The organism is Bradyrhizobium sp. Kon56, assembly GCF_055807635.1.
In genome coordinates, this window is the sequence record NZ_JBVVOU010000415.1 from 1 (window position 1) to 272 (window position 272).

The 272-nt window shown below is 61.8% G+C and carries 1 protein-coding gene; it reads left to right on the forward strand.

Annotated features, from left to right (window positions below):
* Positions 1–9 precede the first annotated feature (9 nt).
* Positions 10–144, forward strand: coding sequence for a hypothetical protein (locus AC0L3B_RS39505; RefSeq protein ID WP_473383240.1), 135 nt, complete (start codon positions 10–12; stop codon positions 142–144).
* The last annotated feature ends 128 nt before the right edge of the window (positions 145–272 follow it).

Consider the following 272-nt stretch of genomic DNA (forward strand, 5'->3'; position numbering starts at 1 on the left):
GGTCTTGGCTTGGCGATCTGCCAGGGCATGGTCGGCGCGCACGGTGGGCATATCAGCGTGGCGGATGGCATTGATGGGCGGGGCACCTGCATCACCCTGTTTCTGCCGCTACAATCTCAGCCGGGTTTGGATACTGACCTTTGAACCGGTAGATCTTCGCCTATTGTGGCGAGGGAGCTTGCTCCCGCTGGAGTGCGAAGCGCTCCCAAACTGGTCAGGCAGGTGCATCTGACGTGTCGCGACCGATTGGTTTTGGCGCTGCTGCGCAGCCC